At 63.4% G+C, this 16716-nt stretch carries 17 protein-coding genes; 7 read left to right on the forward strand and 10 right to left on the reverse strand.

Going from position 1 to position 16716, the window contains the following annotated elements; translation table 11 throughout:
* Positions 1-121: 121 nt before the first annotated feature.
* Complete coding sequence (gene parC, locus ACZ5Y5_RS05990) at positions 122-2410, reverse strand: DNA topoisomerase IV subunit A (RefSeq protein WP_464810263.1); 2289 nt, start codon at positions 2408-2410, stop codon at positions 122-124.
* Between the two features lie 126 nt (positions 2411-2536).
* Between parC and otsB the strand changes: the two genes are divergently transcribed.
* The 5 genes from otsB to purC all read left to right on the forward strand — a co-directional run bounded on the left by otsB (position 2537) and on the right by purC (position 7684).
* Complete coding sequence (gene otsB / locus ACZ5Y5_RS05995; RefSeq protein WP_464810264.1) at positions 2537-3301, forward strand: trehalose-phosphatase; 765 nt, start codon at positions 2537-2539, stop codon at positions 3299-3301.
* Between the two features lie 107 nt (positions 3302-3408).
* Positions 3409-5178 carry a glycoside hydrolase family 15 protein gene (locus ACZ5Y5_RS06000; protein ID WP_464810480.1) on the forward strand — a complete coding sequence of 590 codons (1770 nt, stop codon included), beginning with the start codon at positions 3409-3411 and terminating at the stop codon, positions 5176-5178.
* Positions 5175-6584, forward strand: coding sequence for an alpha,alpha-trehalose-phosphate synthase (UDP-forming) (gene otsA / locus ACZ5Y5_RS06005; RefSeq protein WP_464810265.1), 1410 nt, complete (start codon positions 5175-5177; stop codon positions 6582-6584). The genes ACZ5Y5_RS06000 and otsA overlap by 4 nt, the downstream gene beginning before the upstream one ends.
* Positions 6585-6622: 38 nt before the next feature.
* The gene (locus ACZ5Y5_RS06010) at positions 6623-6763 is read left to right on the forward strand and encodes a hypothetical protein (RefSeq protein ID WP_464810266.1); all 141 of its coding nucleotides are present in this window, start codon (positions 6623-6625) and stop codon (positions 6761-6763) included.
* A gap of 138 nt (positions 6764-6901) precedes the next feature.
* Positions 6902-7684, forward strand: coding sequence for a phosphoribosylaminoimidazolesuccinocarboxamide synthase (gene purC, locus ACZ5Y5_RS06015; RefSeq protein WP_464810267.1), 783 nt, complete (start codon positions 6902-6904; stop codon positions 7682-7684).
* A 67-nt stretch (positions 7685-7751) separates the two neighbouring features.
* On the opposite strand, the gene ACZ5Y5_RS06020 is transcribed toward purC, so the two are convergent.
* Both ACZ5Y5_RS06020 and ACZ5Y5_RS06025 read right to left on the reverse strand, forming a co-directional pair.
* Positions 7752-8504, reverse strand: a complete 753-nt coding sequence (locus ACZ5Y5_RS06020) for a sulfite exporter TauE/SafE family protein (protein WP_464810268.1) — start codon at positions 8502-8504, stop codon at positions 7752-7754.
* 51 nt (positions 8505-8555) lie between these two features.
* Positions 8556-8705, reverse strand: coding sequence for a hypothetical protein (locus ACZ5Y5_RS06025; RefSeq protein WP_464810269.1), 150 nt, complete (start codon positions 8703-8705; stop codon positions 8556-8558).
* 127 nt (positions 8706-8832) lie between these two features.
* Between ACZ5Y5_RS06025 and purS the strand changes: the two genes are divergently transcribed.
* Positions 8833-9066 carry a phosphoribosylformylglycinamidine synthase subunit PurS gene (gene purS / locus ACZ5Y5_RS06030; protein ID WP_464810270.1) on the forward strand — a complete coding sequence of 78 codons (234 nt, stop codon included), beginning with the start codon at positions 8833-8835 and terminating at the stop codon, positions 9064-9066.
* Between the two features lie 3 nt (positions 9067-9069).
* Positions 9070-9744: a phosphoribosylformylglycinamidine synthase subunit PurQ gene (gene purQ / locus ACZ5Y5_RS06035; RefSeq protein ID WP_464810271.1), complete on the forward strand. Its 675-nt coding sequence runs from the start codon at positions 9070-9072 to the stop codon at positions 9742-9744.
* A 202-nt stretch (positions 9745-9946) separates the two neighbouring features.
* Here the strand turns inward: purQ and ACZ5Y5_RS06040 are convergent, their stop codons facing one another.
* The 7 genes from ACZ5Y5_RS06040 to ACZ5Y5_RS06070 are packed head-to-tail and all read right to left on the reverse strand — an operon-like array spanning position 9947 to position 16716.
* A complete protein-coding gene (locus ACZ5Y5_RS06040; protein ID WP_464810272.1) occupies positions 9947-10471 on the reverse strand; it encodes an A24 family peptidase in 525 nt (174 codons plus the stop codon).
* Complete coding sequence (locus ACZ5Y5_RS06045) at positions 10468-11289, reverse strand: tetratricopeptide repeat protein (protein ID WP_464810273.1); 822 nt, start codon at positions 11287-11289, stop codon at positions 10468-10470. Before ACZ5Y5_RS06045 ends, ACZ5Y5_RS06040 begins: the two co-directional genes overlap by 4 nt.
* On the reverse strand, positions 11286-12143 hold the full coding sequence (locus ACZ5Y5_RS06050; protein ID WP_464810274.1) for a tetratricopeptide repeat protein: 858 nt from the start codon (positions 12141-12143) through the stop codon (positions 11286-11288). The genes ACZ5Y5_RS06045 and ACZ5Y5_RS06050 overlap by 4 nt, the downstream gene beginning before the upstream one ends.
* A gap of 23 nt (positions 12144-12166) precedes the next feature.
* Positions 12167-13138 (reverse strand): type II secretion system F family protein, encoded by a 972-nt coding sequence (locus ACZ5Y5_RS06055; RefSeq protein ID WP_464810275.1) that lies wholly within the window; start codon positions 13136-13138, stop codon positions 12167-12169.
* 4 nt (positions 13139-13142) lie between these two features.
* The gene (locus tag ACZ5Y5_RS06060) at positions 13143-14147 is read right to left on the reverse strand and encodes a type II secretion system F family protein (RefSeq protein ID WP_464810276.1); all 1005 of its coding nucleotides are present in this window, start codon (positions 14145-14147) and stop codon (positions 13143-13145) included.
* Positions 14144-15505: a CpaF family protein gene (locus ACZ5Y5_RS06065; RefSeq protein ID WP_464810277.1), complete on the reverse strand. Its 1362-nt coding sequence runs from the start codon at positions 15503-15505 to the stop codon at positions 14144-14146. Before ACZ5Y5_RS06065 ends, ACZ5Y5_RS06060 begins: the two co-directional genes overlap by 4 nt.
* On the reverse strand, positions 15505-16716 hold the full coding sequence (locus tag ACZ5Y5_RS06070) for an AAA family ATPase (protein WP_464810278.1): 1212 nt from the start codon (positions 16714-16716) through the stop codon (positions 15505-15507). Before ACZ5Y5_RS06070 ends, ACZ5Y5_RS06065 begins: the two co-directional genes overlap by 1 nt.

A 16716-nucleotide genomic window follows, 5' to 3' on the forward strand; every position in this document is an offset into this window, starting at 1 on the left:
TTTGGCTTGGCCGAATACGCACAGGAGCGGACTTCATACCTCCGCACTAAGCGCCAGTGGTAAATTTTTGGGAAACGACGTCCCTATTTTCAACCAGATATGAGGATTGTTACGCGATCGTTCAAAAACGATTGTCGCGCGGGAAGCCTACCGGCGGCATCCGCCCGGCTGCTCCGCGGGCAACACGCCAGGGCGTCATATCCGCCTCTGTCCGCGTCCGACCACTGTCGCCGCCCATCGCCCAGCTGAGGCCGTCGCTCATCCGGAACGCCACAACGTCGGACAGCCCGCCATCGCGATAGCGCTGCATCTGGACGCCCTGCCCCCGCGACATGCGCGGCATTTCAACAAGCGGGAAGACCAACAGCTTGCGGTTTTCACCCACCACGGCGACGCTGTCCGCCTCCGCCGCGATCATGCGCACCACGGTGAGGCGTGCGCCCGGCCGCACATTCACCACCTGCTTGCCCTTGCGCGTCTCCGCGATCACATCCGCCACCGCAGCCACAAAGCCGCGGCCATCGGACGCCGCCAGCAACAGTTCGCTACCCGTCTTCGCGGGGAACAGCGTCACAATATCGCCCTGATCGTCCATATCGACCAGCGACCGCACCGGATCGCCAAAGCCGCGTCCGCCGGGCAGCTTATCCGCGCCCAGCGTGAAGATCCGCCCGCTCGACGTCGCCAGCAGCAGCTTGTCGGTCGTCTGCGCATGGAAGGCGATCTTGGGTCCATCGCCTTCCTTGAACTTCAGCGTATCCGCCGCCGCCAGATCCCGGTGGCCACTCATCGCGCGAATCCAGCCCCGTTCCGACAGGATGACGGTGATCGGCTCACGCTCGATCATCGCCTCCAGCGGGATTTCCCGAGCCGGTGCCGCCTCCTCGACCAAAGTGCGCCGCCTGCCGATCTCGCTTTCCGGCGAATAGCGCTTACGCAACTCAGCCAAGTCTTTCTTCAACCGCGTGCGCTGCCTCGCCGGGCTCTCGACCAGCTTCGTCAGCTCATCGCGTTCTTTCACCAGCTCCGCATGTTCCCGCCGCAGTTCCATTTCCTCCAGCTTGCGCAAGGAGCGCAGCCGCATATTCAGGATCGCTTCGGCCTGCCGGTCGTTGAGCTGAAATTCCTCCATCATCACCGGCTTGGGCTCGTCCTCCGTGCGGATGATCTCGATCACCCGGTCGAGGTTGAGATAGGCGATGATATAGCCGTCCAGCAGCTCCATCCGCGCCGCGATCTTGTCCAGCCGGTGCCTTGCGCGCCGGACCAGCACATCGATCTGATGCTTCAGCCACTCGACCAAGACCGGCTTCAGCCCCAGAACCCGCGGCGTCCGCGTGGCGTCCAGCACGTTGAGGTTCAGCGGAAAGCGGTTTTCCAGGTCCGTCAGCCGAAACAGGCTGTCCATGAGGACGTCCGGATCGACCGTCCTCGCGCGCGGTTCGATGACGATGCGGATGTCCGCGTCGCTCTCGTCCCGGACATCGGCCAGGATCGGCAATTTCTTGTCGTTGATCAGCGCCGCGATCTGTTCGATCAGCTTCGACTTCTGGACCTGGAACGGAATCTGCGTGACCACCGCGACCCAGGTGCCACGCCCGCCATCTTCCTTGTGCCAGCGCGCGCGGGTGCGAAATGATCCGCGCCCCGTCGCATAAGCCTCTGAAATGATGGAGGCGCTGTCCACCAACACCCCGCCGGTCGGAAAATCCGGCCCGCGCACGATCTGCATCAGCTCGGCATGTTCGGCTTCGGGATTTTCGATCAGCAGATTCGCGGCATCGATCAACTCGGCGACATTATGCGGCGGAATGCTGGTCGCCATGCCGACCGCGATGCCGCTCGCACCATTGGCCAGCAAATTTGGGAAAAGGCCGGGGAAAACCTCCGGCTCTTCATCCTCGCCATTATAGGTCGGGCGGAAATCGACGGTGCCCTCGTCCAGCCCCGCCATCAGGTCGGCCGCCGCCTGCGTCAGCCGCGCCTCGGTATAGCGCATGGCCGCCGCATTATCGCCGTCGATATTGCCGAAATTGCCCTGCCCGTCGACCAAAGGCGTGCGCAACGAGAAATCCTGCGCCAACCGCACCATCGCGTCATAAACCGATGTATCGCCATGCGGGTGATATTTACCGATGACGTCGCCGACGACGCGGGCGCATTTCTTATATCCTGTGGTGTTACGCGCAGGATTGGCCACCAGCACATCGGGCGAAGCGCCCGCCGGCTCCATCCGCAAAAGCCGCATCGCCCACAGCAGCCGCCGGTGCACCGGCTTCAACCCATCGCGCAGATCGGGCAACGATCGCGCCGTAATGGTGGAAAGGGCATAGACGAGATAGCGCTCTGACAGCGCGTCGTCGAACGGGTGATCCTTGATAGCGTCGAACGGGTCGCGAAAATCGGTCATCATGATCGGAATAGCAGCGCCGCCGAAAAACGGAAACGGAGTTTAGGAGGATGAGCGCGGACGGAAAAAATCGTCCCGCCCCTTTTCCGGGCTTGCACATTCGGCTTTCCGCGCCACTTTGCGCGCGTGTCCGAATCCAGCCCCGCCCCCCTGCCCGACCTGCCCCCGCCACCCGCATCACTGCTGACCGGGGCATCCCTGTTCCTTGACTTCGACGGCACCTTGGCGCCGATCGCCGACACGCCCGACGGCGTCGTGGTGGACAATGATCTGCTGTCGCTGCTCGGCGAGTTGCGCGACGCCCTGGATGGACGGCTGGCCATCGTCAGCGGCCGCTCGATCGCTACCTTGCGCGACCTTGGTTTTGCGGGCTTCCTGCTGGCCGGCACCCATGGCCTGGAATTCGCCAGCCCGGGTGAAGAGGTCGAAGCGCCCCCTCGCCGCCCGGCGGTGGACGATGCCGAAGCCGCCTTCCATGCCTTCGCCGAAGACAAGCCGGGCTTGCTGGTCGAACGCAAGTCGATCAGCGTCGGCCTCCACTTCCGCGGCGCTCCTCAATGGGGCGCGATGGCGGGCGAACTGGCAAGCGAACTCGCCGAAAGGCTCGGCCTCGCCCTTCAGCCGGGCAAGATGCTCTTTGAACTGCGCCCGGGCGGCGCCGACAAGGGTAGCGCGGTGCATATCCTTATGGAGCGCCAACCCATGGCGGGTGGACGGCCCGTGTTCATCGGCGACGATGTGACAGATGAGGAAGGCTTCGCCGCGGCCGCCAAACTGGGCGGTGCTGGCATTCTGGTCGGCCCGCCCAGAGAAACGCTGGCCGCATTCTCTTTGGAACAGGTTGCCGCCGTCAGGCATTATCTCCTGAAGGGGGTCGTTAGGCCGGGCTGAGTTACGGCCTGCGCCCCCATGTTCGAGTGAACCAAGGGGGCAGAGCCATAGTCAGGCACAGTCAAACGAGCTACGCCGGGAACGAGCGCAACCTCGATCTTTGGCCCATCGGCAATTGTCAGGCATCGGCACTGATCGACCGCGCCGGACGGATGATATGGGCCTGTGTGCCCCGCGTGGACGGCGATCCCGTCTTTTCGGCCCTGCTGGACGATAAGGCTTGGGATGCACCTGACGCGCATGGTTTCTGGGCGATCGAGCTGGAAAATTGCGTCTCCGTCGAACAGCATTATATTCGCAACACGCCGATCCTGGTCACGCGGCAGAGCGACGATCATGGCAATGCGATCGAGCTTTACGACTTCTGTCCCCGCCACCGGCATCTGGGACGCATGTACCGCCCGGTCGCCTTCTGCCGCATCGTCCGTCCTGTCGCAGGCAGCCCGCGCGTCCGGGTACGGCTCCGCCCGACAACCTCCTGGCATTCGGAAAATGTGCCGATCAGCTATGGCTCGAACCATGTCCGCCTCGTCCTGTCCTACATGGCGATGCGCATGTCCACCAATGCGCCGATCGGCCTCATCAGCCAGGAAAGCTGGTTCCGGCTGGAACATGACATGCACTTCTTCCTGGGACCGGACGAAAGCTTCTCTGACGCCCTCCGCCCGGCCGTCGAACGGATGCTGGACGACACCATCCATGAATGGCAGGTCTGGGTGCGTGGCCTTGCCATTCCTGCGGAGTGGCAGGAAGCTGTCATCCGCTCCGCCATCACGCTCAAGCTCTGCCAGCATGAGGAAACCGGCGCCATCGTCGCGGCGCTGACGACCAGCATCCCCGAACATGCCAATTCCGGGCGCAACTGGGACTATCGCTACTGCTGGATTCGCGACGCCTATTACACGGTCGAGGCGCTCAATCGCTTGGGCGCGCTCGACGTGTTGGAAAGCTACCTCGTCTATCTGCGCAACATCGTCGATGGGGCGAAGGGCGGCCATATCCAGCCGCTCTATGACGTGCGCGGCAACGCCACGCTTGAAGAGCGGGAGGCGGAAAATCTGCCCGGTTATCGCGGCATGGGTCCGGTGCGGGTCGGCAATGCCGCCTATTCGCAGATCCAGCACGACGCCTATGGCCAGATCGTCCTGTCCTCTGTCCAGGGCTTCATCGACCAACGGCTGCTGCGCATGGCCGGCATGTCGGATTTCGAGTCGCTTGAGGCGGTCGGCGAGCGGGCATGGGCCGTCTATGACCAGCCGGACGCTGGCCTTTGGGAACTGCGCACCCGCGCTCATGTGCACAGCTACAGCGCCGTCATGTGCTGGGCCGCCTGCGACCGCCTGGCCCACGCCGCCGCCGCGCTCGACCTGCCGGAGCGGGAGGTTCACTGGCGCGAGCGGGCCGAAATCATGAAGGCGCGCATCCTGCAATCAGCTTGGCGCACCAACAGCAATGCCATCTCCGCCAACTTCGAGGATGACGCCCGCGACGCCTCGCTGCTCCAGCTGCTCGACCTGCGCTTTCTGACCGCCGACAATCCGATGTTCGTCGGCACATTGAAGGCGCTGGAGCAGGACCTGCGCCGGGGCAACAACATGCTCCGATACAGCGCGCCCGACGATTTCGGCGAGCCCGTAACCGCTTTTAACGTCTGCACTTTCTGGCTGATCGAAGCCCTGCACCGCACCGGCCGTACGGAGGAGGCCCGGCTGCTGTTCGAAGAGATGCTGTCCCGCCGCACCGCGGCCGGGCTGCTGTCTGAGGACATCGACCCAGTGACCGGAGAATTGTGGGGGAACTATCCCCAAACCTACTCATTGGTCGGCATCATCAATTGCGCCGTTCTGCTGAGCAAACCCTGGAGCGTGATGCGATGAGCCGGCTGATTGTCATTTCCAACCGGGTCAGTAGGCCCAACAAGTCCGGCAATCAGGGCGGCCTCGCTGTGGCTCTCGCCCAGGCTCTTCGCGAAAGCCGGGGCATCTGGGTAGGCTGGTCAGGGGAGATCACCGAGAATTTCACCGGCCATATCGGCTTTTCCGAAGATGAGGGCGTCAAGACCGCCACCATCGATCTGGAGGAGCAGGACGTCGATGAATATTATAACGGCTATGCCAACAAGACGCTCTGGCCGCTCTTCCACTTCCGCATCGATCTGGCCGAATATGCCCGCGATTTCGAAGGCGGCTATAACCGGGTAAACCAGCGCTTCGCCGACACCGCCAGCCCCCTCATCGAGCCCGAAGACATCATCTGGGTTCATGACTATCACATGATCCCGCTCGGCCAGATGTTGCGGGACAAGGGCCTTAATAACCGGATGGGCTTCTTCCTGCACATCCCCTGGCCGCCGACGCGCCTGCTCGTCTCGCTGCCGCATCATACGAAGCTGGTGCAGACGCTCTTCGCCTATGATGTCGTGGGCTTCCACACCGAAGAATGGCTGGAATCCTTCCGCCATTATGTGGAGCGGGAAATGGGCGGCACGGTCAATGGCGACTTCGTCACCCTCAACGGCCGCACGATTCAGGCGATCGCCTGTCCGATCGGCATCAACGCGCAGGAATTTTCCAGGGCCGCAGTCAGCGAATCCGCTAAAACCATGTTCGAACAGGTCCGCCGCTCGCTACAGCACCGCGCCCTGATCGTCGGCGTAGATCGGCTGGACTATAGCAAGGGGTTGGAAGAACGCTTCAACGGCTATGCCCGCTTCCTCAAGGATCATCCCGAACATCATCGCAACGTCGTCCTGACCCAGATCGCGCCGCCATCCCGGGGCGAAGTGGAAAGCTATCAGCATATCCGCGCCACGCTCGACGCGCTCGCCGGCCGCATCAACGGCGAATATAGCGATGTGGACTGGAGCCCGGTGCGCTACGTCAACCAGGGCTATCCCCGCGACAAGCTAGCCGGTATTTACCGCGCTGCTCAGATCGGCCTTGTCACTCCCCTCCGCGACGGCATGAACCTCGTTGCCAAGGAATATGTCGCGGCGCAGGATCCTGAGGACCCCGGCGTCCTCATTCTCTCCCGCTTTGCAGGGGCGGCGACGCAGCTCAAGGACGCGCTGCTCATCAACCCCTACAGCCCGGAGGAAATGTCCGATTCCATCACCCGCGCGCTGGCGATGCCGCTGGAGGAACGGCAGCGCCGCTGGCAATCGATGATGAAATGCGTCGAGGAACAGGACATAAGCTGGTGGCGGCAATGCTTCACAGAGCGCCTGATGGCCGTCCAGCGCGAGGATGAAGAAAAGAAACCGCAGATCGAAGCGGCCGAATAGCGCTTCCCTCTCCAGGCTCGCCCGCTACACTGCCGCCCATGAGCAACGACGCAGACGAATGGAGCGAAGGCAGCGGTTTGGCCCATGCGATCCGGTCGCGATCCGGTGTCATTCTGGGGCTCATCGGCCTTGTCGCCTGGATTGCCCTCGTGTGGTTCATGTTCGGCGACGTTCTGTAGGACGCGAATTCAGCGCGCTAATTGCACCCCCGCGCTCTTTGGTCTATGGGCCGACCCCTAGCAGCCCCGGCACCCGCTGATCCTTTTTCGATTCGCGTTTGCCGGGGCACATTCTTTCTTGGGAAGACAGGAACGCGCATGGCTCGACGCCGCCAGATCTACGAAGGCAAGGCAAAGATCCTTTACGAAGGCCCGGAGCCCGGCACGATCATCCAATATTTCAAGGATGACGCGACCGCCTTCAACGCGCAGAAAAAGGGCACGATTTCCGGCAAGGGCGTGCTCAACAACCGTATTTCCGAGCATATCTTCACACTGCTCGGCCAGATCGGCGTACCCACCCACTTCATCCGCCGCCTCAACATGCGCGAACAGCTGGTGCGCCAGGTCGAGATCGTGCCGATCGAGGTCGTGGTCCGCAACGTCGCCGCCGGTTCGCTCAGCAAGAAGCTGGGGATCGAGGAAGGCACGCAGCTGCCCCGCACCCTCATCGAATATTGCTACAAGGACGATGCGCTGGGCGACCCGCTGGTCTCCGAAGAGCATATCGCCTGCTTCGGCTGGGCCACGCAGGAAGAGATGCACGACATCGCCGACATGGCGATCCGCATCAACGACTTCATGTGCGGCCTGTTCGCGGCCATCGGCATCCGCCTGATCGATTTCAAGCTGGAGTTCGGCCGCTTGTGGGACGGCGACTATAGCCGCGTCATCCTGGCCGACGAAATCAGCCCCGACGGCTGCCGCCTGTGGGACATGAACACTGGCGAAAAGCTGGACAAGGACCGCTTCCGCCGCGACCTGGGCGGCGAAGTCGAAGCCTATCAGGAAGTCGCCCGCCGCCTGGGCCTCATGCCCGAAGGCGTGGACACGACCGTGCTGGACCTCGACACCCATCGCAAGAAGCGCAGCAAGGACTGATCAGCACCTCCCAAAATCCTCCCCATCCGTGATGGGGAGGAGGACCGGCGTAGGCCGTGGAGGGAATTTACCCCATCACCGCGTCGGCCATCAGCTTGATGCCCAGCAGCACCATCAACACGTAGATCAGCGTGTAAAAGCGCGCCGGGTCAACCCGCTTCACCAGCACGACACCGGCAAAGGTCGCCGCGATCGCGATCGGCGCCAACATAGCAGTCGCCATCAGATTGGCGCGCGTAAACTGCCCCAGCGCTGCATAGGCGGGCACCTTGATCCAGTTCATCACGGCAAAGGCGATTGCACTTGTGCCGATCAGCACATCCCGCGCCAGCCGCTTGGGCAGCACCCACATCTGAAATGGCGGCGCGCCTGCATGGGCGATCTGGCTGGTGAAGCCGCTCGCCACGCCCAGCAGCGTCCCGATCCAGTCAGGCGAAGTGGACGGCAGCACGATCGCCCCGCCCCTCTCCACCCACAGCCTCTGCGCGCCGAACACCGTTGAAATAAGGCCAAGGGCTCCCAGCACCACCGACTCCGGCACTTGCGCGGCGAAGAGGTAACCGAGCCCCACGCCCACGGCCATGCCCGGCAGCATCACTTTAAGGATATGCCCGTCCCAGCTATGCCGGAACGACCAGACGCTGACCGCATCCTGCAGGATCAATATCGGCAGCATGATCGCAGCCGCCCGCACCGGATCGATGCCCAGCGCCATGATCGGCATCGCCAGCGCGCCAACACCTGCAAACCCGCCCTTGGCGAGACCAGAAAGGATCACTGCGACAATCGCGCATGTATAATAGAGATATTCTCCGCTCATGGCCTGCCCCTAGAGCAGGAAGCGGTTCAAGCGAATGACTTTCTGGCCCGTTCAGGCGTTCGCGCGATATCCGATCAGCACGCCGAAGGTGAAGGTAGCGAGCAGCGCCAATTGAACGCGGCCATGCGGATCGTCATAGCCGACAACCTGCTGCCCGAAGGCGAAAAGCCCGACAAACATCGCCAGCGCAAGACCAGCCATCTCGAAAACCCTTCATCCAGTGCCACGACAATAGCGGACCACTCGCTAATAAAGGGATAATGCCTTGCTTGGCGCGGCGCAGGGGACTAGGGGGTGCGCCATAGCAATCCACGGAGTTTTTGGCCTCATGAAAGCCCGCATCTTCGTCACCCTCAAGGGCGGGGTTCTCGACCCGCAGGGTAAGGCGATCCACCACGCACTCGAAGGTCTGGGCTTTTCGGGCGTGAACGACGTGCGCGCGGGCAAGCTCATCGAGCTGGACCTGGCGGACGGCACCAGCGACGAAGATATCGACGCCATGTGCCGCAAGCTGCTCGCCAACACGGTGATCGAAAACTACCGCATCGAAAAGGTGGCCTGAGCCATGAAGAGCGCTGTCATCGTCTTCCCCGGCAGCAATTGCGACCGCGACCTCGCCACGGCTTTCGAGGCGGTAAGCGGTTCGAAGCCGGCCATGATCTGGCATCGCGAAACTGAACTGCCCGACGACATCGACCTGATCGGCGTTCCAGGCGGCTTTTCCTATGGCGATTATCTGCGCTCCGGCGCGATGGCGGCCCGCTCGCCCGTCATGCAGGCCGTGGCGAAGGCAGCGGATCGCGGCGCCTATGTGCTGGGCATCTGCAATGGTTTTCAGGTGCTGACCGAAAGCGGGCTGCTCCCCGGCGCCCTGCTGCGCAATGCAGGCGGCCACTTTGTCTGCCGCGACGTGTCCCTGACGGTGGAAAATGCCCAAAGCGCCTTCACCAGCCGCTATGGCGCAGGCGAGTCGGTGATTTTCCCGGTCGCGCATCATGACGGCAATTATTTCGCCGATCCGGAGACGCTCGACCGCCTCGAAGGCGAAGGTCGCGTGGCGCTGCGTTACGGCGAAAGCGTCAACGGTTCGGCGCGCAACATTGCGGGCATCCTCAACGAAGCCGGCAATGTGCTCGGCATGATGCCCCACCCCGAGCGCGTGATCGAAGCCGCCCACGGCAAGACCGACGGCCGCCGCCTGTTCGAGGGCTTGGTCGAAGGACTTCTGGCCCGCGCCTGATTCCAACTAGCTGATACGCTCAAGCTCCCTCTCGCATGGCGATGGAGAGCGTTTTTCGTTCACGCGCCCGTGGCTGACAGAGGCATGGTCTTACGCGCCCACGCCGTCACCCGCACCGGGTTCAGGGAGCTTGAAACCTTCGGAAGCGGTCAATCACCTCCCTTTGAAAAGGGGGTGATTGCCGCTTCCTCTCCCCTATCCCTTACTCCAGCCCCATCACATATGTCGGCAGGTGCGCGACGCCGCTCGGGTTGGGGCCAGCCATATAGAGCGCCATCACGGTGCCGAGCGCGATCGCTACACCATAGGGAATCGGCCCCTTCGCCGCGAAGATCGCAAGGGAGGAGCCATCCCGCACCGCACGCGGAACCATCCGCCGCCCGACCATCAACAGCAGCGCCAGCACGCCACCCCCCACCGTCACATAGACGAACCAGGGCAGCGCTGCCGCCCAATCGAACCATAGGGCGCAGGCCGCCATCAGCTTGACGTCCCCACCGCCCATCCATTGCATCGCAAACAGCGCCGACCCCATGGCAAAGACGGCGAGGAACAGCGTACCATTCTGCCAAATATCATTTTCCCACCCGGTCACGGCAACCCAGGGCACGAACAAGGCCATGACAAGCAGGGGGAAGATGTTGGAGATGCGCAGCTTGGCGATATCCTCAATCGCAGCCGCCAGAAGGACCAGGCAAACCGCCAGCAAAATAAGGTCCTTTATCACGGCTGGGCTCCCAGCGTGGCGAGGGCGGCGGCGGCTTCCGGCTGAAAGCTTTCCGATTCCGTCACGGCTCGGCTCAGATAGGCGCGCGCCTTGACTGCGTCCCCCATGCGCAGCGCCACCTGGCCTGCGTTGCCAAGCCGCTTCGCCCAGCGATCGGCATTATCGGCGGGGCGGCGTTCTATGTCGCGTCCAGCCATGATCTGCGCCGCGTCCTCATGGGTGATGATGTGCGCGTCATCGGGCGCCATCTCCAACGCCTTGCCGAATATGGCGACCGCCCTGTCCGCCTGCCCCTGCGCCATCAGCGACAGACCGTAATTGTTGAGGACCTGCACCGGCTTGTCCGTCAGCTGAAACGCTTTTTCATAAGCCGCCGCACTCAGCGCCCATGCTTTTTCCGCATCATAGGCCACTCCCAGCGCGTTCCACGCCCGCCAGCGGCCGGCGCAGCGATCAACGGCGCGGCGCAGCGCGTCCGACGCCTGCTCCGCGCGCCCAAGCCGCAGACGCGCGATGCCCAGCCCTTCATCGACGCGGCAATCCTTCGATCCGGCTTGGTTCATGGCCGCAAAGCGGGTTTCCGCCTCTGCATTCTCCCCCTTGGCGAGCGCCATGCGCGCGACCGCGACGTCAATTGCCGCACTCTCCTGCGCCTGCGCACCGGCGCGCCACTGGGCCAGCATGGCTTCGGCCTGGATTATCCGCCCCCCGTCGACAGCGTCGTCGATCAGGCGGCCATAATCCAGCGCGGGTTTAGGGGCAGGATCTTCCGCAATCGGCGAAGCCGTAGCGACCGCCAGTAGCAGCAGGACGCTCATCCCCTGCCTCCGCTCCACTTCCACAGCTTTTCAAATAGGCTGTCATTTTCCGTCGCGCCCGCCATGGTCGCGCAAGCCTGCGCCGGATTGGCGTCAGAGCTGGTGGTCGACACATCACAACCAATCGCCGCCGCCGGCTTCATCGGCGCCGCATCGGATATGGCAGAAAGCGTGGCGATCGGCGCCTTCAACTCACGCGCCAGAGAAATAGCAGGCGCTGCCGCGCTGGCGTCGGCGACCGTCACGATCGCGGTATTCAGTTGTGACGTCATGCGGCCCGGCAGTGCAGGGCGCGGCCCACTGACAGCCAGTGTGCGCAACCGCACCTCGCCCATCGACATCCGCTCCAGTTCCAGGCCAGCGGCCTGCGCAGGCGCGGAGGCGAGAACTTCCGCTCCGCCCGTCGCAAGCTGCGCCAGCGTCGGACGGCGCGCCGTACCCGGCGCAGCGCCCTGCCCAATCTCGGCCAGCAGAGCGTTCGCCTCCGCCTTCATCCCCTGCGCCATCAGGCTCCGCGCGAAGTTACGGTGGATACGTACATCTCCCGGCGCGCGCGCCAGAGCCAGCTCGAAATAGTCGCGCGCCAGGTCATGCCGCCCCATTGCCGCATAACTGATCGCCACGCCGTTCAGCGCATGGGGATCGGCCGGGTCCTGTCGCATCGCCCACCGGTACGCGTCCAGCGCCAGCGCATGCTCCCCCCGCGAAAACAGCAAGTCGCCGCGCGCCAGGGCATCCTGCCCGGCCACGCCCACCGCCTCACTGTTCACGGATCGGATTGCGACGTCCCGGTTCGCCGAACTGCATGCCGCGCTCGTGAAGATGAGCGCTATCGCCAATGCCCGTCTCTTCATGCCCTGTCCCCCCTTGCAATCCGCTACCTTGTCATCACCGGCAGTATGTCCCGCACCACACGGACCACCGCAGGCAGCATCAGTACCCCGATCATCACTGGCAGCATGCATGCGACCAGCGGCACCGACAGCAGCACCGGCAGCCGGTGCGCCTTCTCCTCGGCGCGCATCCGCCGCTTCTCCCGCATTTCCGCCGCATAGACGCGCAGCGTCTGACCCACGCTCGACCCCAGCTGGTCCGACTGGATCAACAGCGTCGCAAACGACCGGATCTCGTCCACGTCCACATCGTCCGCCATCCGCCGCAGCGCGTCGGCCCGGCTGCGCCCCGCGCGCAGTTCCAGCACCACTTTACCCAGCGTCTGCGACACCAGAGGATGCGATATGGCAAGCTCGCGCCCCACCCGGTCCATCGCGGCTTCCAGGCCAAGACCCGCCTCGACGCAAACCAGCATCAGGTCCAGCGCATCGGGAAAGCCATGAACGATCGCCTCCTGCCGCCGCGCCGCCTTGGCGGAGATGAAGAGATTAGGCAAATACAGCCCAAGCACCGCGACCGCGGTAGCCATGAAATAGAGCTTCACCGGACTCGGCGGCTCGGGCTTGTTGAGCGACATCAGCACCAGCACAGCAGGCAAGGCCAGCGTCAGCACCATGCGGATAAAGGTAAAGACCTTAGGCGCCTCGGGCGAGGAATAACCCGCCGCAATCAGCCGCTTTCGCAAGCTGTCATTCTGCGTATCGGCCAGCGAAATGCCCAGCTTTTCGATCCGATCAACGAGCTTCTTCCACTCGCCGTTATTCCGCTCATTGCGCAGGCTCTGCCCGCCGCCCTGCACCGCGCTCCCTGCTTCGCTGACCACGTCGAGGCGGCTGCGCACCCTGGACGTGCGCGCCATCGCCTCCGATACACCATAGACGATCGCCACGATCGCGACGAACAGCAGGATCAGCAACACCGGCCGAAGCTGCGAGATAAGGGCGAGGTCGAGCATCAGGTCACACTTTCAGGTCAACCATGCGGCGTATCGTGACGAAGCCGATGATGTAGAGAATGATAAGCCCGGAAAATCCGAAGATGAACATCGGGTCCTGCGCGATATCCAGGTAAAAGGCGGGATTGAGCAGGAACAGCGCGACGAAGGCCAGGATAGGCAGCGCCGTCAGCATTACCGCCGTCATCCGCCCTTCCGAACTCAGCGCTCGCACCTTCATGAACAGGCTCGCCCGCTCGCGGATGACCAGCGACAGATTTTCAAGGATTTCGGCCAGGTTGCCGCCCGTCTCCGCCTGCACCGACAGGGACGTCACGAACATGTGCATCTCGTTCATGTCCCACCGCTCGGCCATGCGCTGCAAGGCGTCGCGCAGGTCCGCGCCATAGGTCACTTCATCGACGACGATCCCGAATTCGCTGCCGATCGGATCCTTCATTTCCTTGGTCAGCAGGTCCAGCGCCGCCGCGATCGGATGCCCCGCACGCAGGCCCCGCACGAAAGTATCCAGCGCCACCGGAAACTGTTCTTCCATCTTCTTGCGCCGCCGCTGGCTCAACCGACTCAGCACCATGATCGGCAGCAGCACGCCCAATGATCCTGCAAAGGCCGCCGCCATGACGATCATTCCCGCCGTCATGCCATAGCCGGCCAGCAACGCGCCGATGATCACGATCAGGAAAAGCATGCCCGTCCCGATCGTCATCAGCGTCAGCACCGTGCGCGCTGGCACGCTCAGCCCCGCCCCATGCAGCGCCCGGATCACGCTCAGCGCCATGCGGCCAAAGATACTGTCATGGTTGAAGTTCAGCGTCTCGTCATCGCGCCGCAGCTTGGACAGCACCGTGCTGCGCTCGAACCCCGCCGCGATCATCTTCAGCCGCTTGTTGACGACGCGTTCCTTGCCAGCGCGCGCCCGGAACCAGCTGTGAACGCCCTCGATCGTCAGGATAACCGCCGCGAACAGCAGGACCAGGACGAAAGCGCGGATGTAGAGCGGATTGATCATTGTACCACCGCATCGGGACGGAAGAGTTCGGCGGGCAGGTGAATGCCCCGGTCCGACAGTTCACCCATGAATTTGGGCCGGATGCCCGTCGCCTCGAAATGGCCGCGCACCATCCCATTCTCTTCGCGGCCGGTCATCTTGAAGCGGAAGATTTCCTGCATGGTGATGACCTCACCTTCCATACCGGTAATCTCCGAAATACTCATCAGGCGACGACGGCCATCCGAAAGCCGCCCTACCTGCACGATCACATTCAGCGCCGAAGCGATCTGCGCCCGCGCCGACCGCGGCGAAATGTCGATGCCGCTCATGCCGATCATCTGCTCGACACGGGACAGCGCATCGCGCGGCGTGTTGGCGTGAACCGTAGTCATCGATCCATCATGGCCGGTGTTCATCGCCTGGAGCATGTCGAAAGCCTCCCCGGCGCGCACTTCGCCCACGATGATGCGATCCGGCCGCATACGCAGCGCGTTCTTCACCAGGTCGCGCTGCGTAACCTCGCCCCGGCCCTCAATATTGGGCGGCCGCGTTTCCAGCCGCACTACATGCCGCTGTTGCAACTGAAGCTCCGCCGAATCCTCGATCGTCACGATCCGCTCGGCCTCATCGATGTTCGCCGACATGGCGTTAAGCAGCGTCGTCTTGCCCGAACCCGTCCCGCCGGAGATCAGCACGTTGCGCCGCGCCGCCACCACCGCCGCCAGCACCTGCGCCATCGGCGTCGGCACGCTGCCCAGTTCGGACAGCCGCGCCATGCTGATCGGCACCTTGGCGAACTTGCGGATCGACAACAGCGATCCATCGACCGCCAGCGGCGGCACCACCGCATTGACGCGCGATCCATCCGCCAAACGCGCATCGACAAAGGGCGAAGCCTCGTCCACGCGCCGCCCGACAGCCGCCACGATCTTCTGGATGATGCGCAGCAGATGCTTCTCATCCTTGAAGCGTGTCGCCGTCTCCACCAGCCGCCCGTTGCGCTCGACGAAGACGATCTTGTGGCCGTTCACCAAGATATCGGTGACGCTATTGTCCTTCAGCAGCGGCTCTAGCGGCCCCAGCCCCAGCAGCTCGTCCAATATGTCCGAAACCAGCCGCTTGCGCTCTTCCAGGTTCAACGCATGCTTCTGCAGCGCCAACTGCTCGTGGACGATCTCGCCCACTTCCGCTTCCACCTGTGCGCGCGACATATTTTCCAGCGCGGACAGGTTGATGAGGTCGATCAGCTTCTGGTGCAGCGCGACCTTCAGCTCCGTGTGCCGGTCCTCTTCCCAATGGACCAGCTCGGTTTCGGTCGGCCCTACCTCGTCGCGAGGATCGCCAAACCGGCTGTCGCCTTTCCGGATCTGCCACATCAGCTTTTCTCCGCCTGGCGCCGCGCCGTGACCGCCTGCATGGTGCAATCGACGATGTCAGCCATGTCCTTGCAGATGCGGCTGCGCGCCTTGAGTTCCTGAATCAGCACCCCCTGATCCAGCGCCGAGCTGACCAGCGGGAAGTCGTTTGCGATGCTGAGGTTCACTGGATGATCCAGCGCGGCCGCCGCATCCTCCAGCCCGATCGCCCGAAACAACTTCTTCTCCACCCGATTGGCGATCACATGGATGCGCGCCGGATCGATGCCCTGGTCGCGCAGCAGCGCGATCTGCCGCCGTGCCTGGCGCAGGCTGGCGATGGTCAGTTCGCACACCAGAAAGATTACTTCCGATCGCGCCACCAGCGACATGGACCAGTTGGTCCAGTTGCCCGGCAGGTCGAGATAAATGGTATCGAAGTTGCGCTGCGCCTGCTCGATGACGCGGAACACCTGATCCGCATTCACCGCTTCCAGCGGCATGATCTCCGATGGCGCAGTGACGACATGCAGCCCCGTGGGCGTCTCCACGGTAACCGATCCCAGCAACTCCCGATCGACCCGATTGCCGCCCTGCAGCAGGTCCGCCAGCGTGAGCGGCGATGTGATGCTCAGGAACGTGCCCGCATTGCCGAACTGGATATCGAAGTCGAACAGGCAAACCCGCTCACCCACCTGCTTGACCATCCGCGCATGCAGGCTGGCCGCTTGCGTTGCGATCGTCGTCGCCCCCACGCCGCCGACGCTCTTGATGATCGACACCAACTGCCCGGTCTTGACGTCCCGTCCGCCCTTCTCCGCAATCTCCGCCCGCAGTTGGTCAAGGATCGCGGTCAGTTCGCTGGCCTGCAGCGGCAGCGCCACCACATCATTGATCCCGCTCCGCAGCAGGGCCCGCACCAGCGGAATCTCCGCATTGCGCACCGCCGCCACCACCAACAGCGAGGGATTGGCCGCCCTGAGCCCCGCCAGCCGCCGCATGGACGCGTCGTCGTCCGGCTGAACCTCCAGGATGATGGCCTTGGCCTCACTGATCAACTGCGACGGCACAGGCGCACTCGGCGCCAGCATCGAAAGCGTCAAAGACTGCCCGCTCAGTCGGTCCCCCATTATATCGGAAGCCGCCACTTCCTGCTCCGACAGGATCAGGTGAATCCCCTCATCCCCCACATCGAGGGTCCAGTTCTCGGCGCCTTCCGCTGTGTTCGTCAC

It is taken from the genome of Sphingobium sp. TomTYG65, from assembly GCF_055395525.1.

Excerpts from the sequence above, each read along its gene's own strand:
- ACZ5Y5_RS06065 (WP_464810277.1), bottom strand. The coding sequence starts at position 15,505 with ATGTGGCAGATCCGGAAAGGCGACAGCCGGTTTGGCGATCCTCGCGAC.
- otsA (WP_464810265.1), top strand. The coding sequence starts at position 5,175 with ATGAGCCGGCTGATTGTCATTTCCAACCGGGTCAGTAGGCCCAACAAG.
- ACZ5Y5_RS06050 (WP_464810274.1), bottom strand. The coding sequence starts at position 12,143 with ATGAAGAGACGGGCATTGGCGATAGCGCTCATCTTCACGAGCGCGGCA.
- ACZ5Y5_RS06055 (WP_464810275.1), bottom strand. The coding sequence starts at position 13,138 with ATGCTCGACCTCGCCCTTATCTCGCAGCTTCGGCCGGTGTTGCTGATC.
- purS (WP_464810270.1), top strand. The coding sequence starts at position 8,833 with ATGAAAGCCCGCATCTTCGTCACCCTCAAGGGCGGGGTTCTCGACCCG.
- ACZ5Y5_RS06020 (WP_464810268.1), bottom strand. The coding sequence starts at position 8,504 with ATGAGCGGAGAATATCTCTATTATACATGCGCGATTGTCGCAGTGATC.
- ACZ5Y5_RS06010 (WP_464810266.1), top strand. The coding sequence starts at position 6,623 with ATGAGCAACGACGCAGACGAATGGAGCGAAGGCAGCGGTTTGGCCCAT.
- ACZ5Y5_RS06025 (WP_464810269.1), bottom strand. The coding sequence starts at position 8,705 with ATGGCTGGTCTTGCGCTGGCGATGTTTGTCGGGCTTTTCGCCTTCGGG.
- ACZ5Y5_RS06045 (WP_464810273.1), bottom strand. The coding sequence starts at position 11,289 with ATGAGCGTCCTGCTGCTACTGGCGGTCGCTACGGCTTCGCCGATTGCG.
- purQ (WP_464810271.1), top strand. The coding sequence starts at position 9,070 with ATGAAGAGCGCTGTCATCGTCTTCCCCGGCAGCAATTGCGACCGCGAC.
- purC (WP_464810267.1), top strand. The coding sequence starts at position 6,902 with ATGGCTCGACGCCGCCAGATCTACGAAGGCAAGGCAAAGATCCTTTAC.
- ACZ5Y5_RS06060 (WP_464810276.1), bottom strand. The coding sequence starts at position 14,147 with ATGATCAATCCGCTCTACATCCGCGCTTTCGTCCTGGTCCTGCTGTTC.
- parC (WP_464810263.1), bottom strand. The coding sequence starts at position 2,410 with ATGACCGATTTTCGCGACCCGTTCGACGCTATCAAGGATCACCCGTTC.